Annotated in this window: 1 protein-coding gene and 1 pseudogene; one reads left to right on the top strand and one right to left on the bottom strand. The window is 74.0% G+C overall.

The annotated features are described in order from the left end of the window. Positions 1 to 168: pseudogene (locus ACFWM7_RS35345) on the top strand (VOC family protein); the annotation flags it as partial. Here the strand turns inward: ACFWM7_RS35345 and ACFWM7_RS35340 are convergent. Further along, positions 140 to 874: a DUF3159 domain-containing protein gene (locus ACFWM7_RS35340; RefSeq protein WP_383268897.1), complete on the bottom strand. Its 735-nt coding sequence runs from the start codon at positions 872 to 874 to the stop codon at positions 140 to 142. The pseudogene ACFWM7_RS35345 and the gene ACFWM7_RS35340 sit on opposite strands and share 29 nt — an antisense overlap. Positions 875 to 1137 lie beyond the last annotated feature (263 nt).

Below are 1137 nucleotides of genomic sequence, written 5' to 3'. Positions count from 1 at the left end.
GACGTGGAGATCGTCCTCGAACCGCCGCTCGCCGACCCCAACGCCTCCCCCGCCGACCGGCAGGCGGTGGCCGAGCTGCTCGCCAAGGGCATGCTGCGCGGCGTGATCTTCTCCACCGGCCGCCGCGTCAGCTCTCTTCTCAGTGTTCCGCGGCGCGCAGCCGGCGGTGCGAGGCGCGGGCGGCCCAGGCGACGGCGAGCAGTCCGACGGCCAGCAGCGGGTAGCCCATGATGATCTTCGCGGTGCCCAACGTGCCGACCTCGTCGGCCTCGTAGAGGTACTGCTGGACGGCGAAACGGGCGGCGAAGATGACGGTGAGCACGATCGTGGCGATGGAGAAGTCGCGCCGCGAGCGCCGGTCCTCCTGCCAGGCCGTGCCCTTGCCGGTCATGGAGTTCCACAGCACGCCCGCCAACGGGCGGCGCGCCAGGACGGAGATCCCGAAGACCAGGGCGGCGGCCAGGTTGGACCAGATGCCGATGAGGAAGTAGTCCTTGGCGGATCCGGTCCACCAGGAGATCCCTGCGGCGATGGCCACGCCGAAGACGCCGCCCACGGCGGGCATGATCGATTCCCTGCGGAGCAGGCGCTCCGCAGCGATCACCACGGAGAGGGCGAGGGCGGCGATGATGGCCGTCCTCAGCCCGCCGATGTTGTTGCCGATGACGAAGGCGAGTACGGGCAGCGCGGAGTAGATCAACCCGCGTACTCCGCCTGCCTGTTCCAGGGCGGTGGGCCGCTGCCGGGCGGACTGCTCCGGGCGCTGCGGCGACCCGGGCCCTGCGGCAGGGTGAGACTGGGCGGACCGCCGCTCGTCGGCTTCCGGGACGGGGCGTCCGCCGGCCGGCGGTTGCTGCGTCTGGTTGATCGCCACGGGTGACCTTCTTCCGGCTGTGGGGGACGTCGTGTGCCCCGTCGCGTCGCCGCGCGGACGGGTACGGCGGCAGAAGACCGCCGTTGCGCGCGGGGTTGGCGTGGGGCGCTGTGGGCCAGCACCTGTCCCGAAAGCCGGGCGTCATGCCGGAAGGTCCGGACCAGGTCGAAGCCGGAGTGGGGGGGGGGGCCGCGCGGGGCCCGCCGCCCCGCGGCCCGCGGGCCCCACCGCCGGGCGGCCCGGGCCGGGCCCGGGCCGGCGCG

This window comes from Streptomyces sp. NPDC058375 (assembly GCF_042723425.1).
Taxonomy (GTDB): domain Bacteria; phylum Actinomycetota; class Actinomycetes; order Streptomycetales; family Streptomycetaceae; genus Streptomyces; species Streptomyces durocortorensis.
Note: the sequence above shows the minus strand (reverse complement) of the source record. Positions and strands in the feature narration are given on the sequence as shown.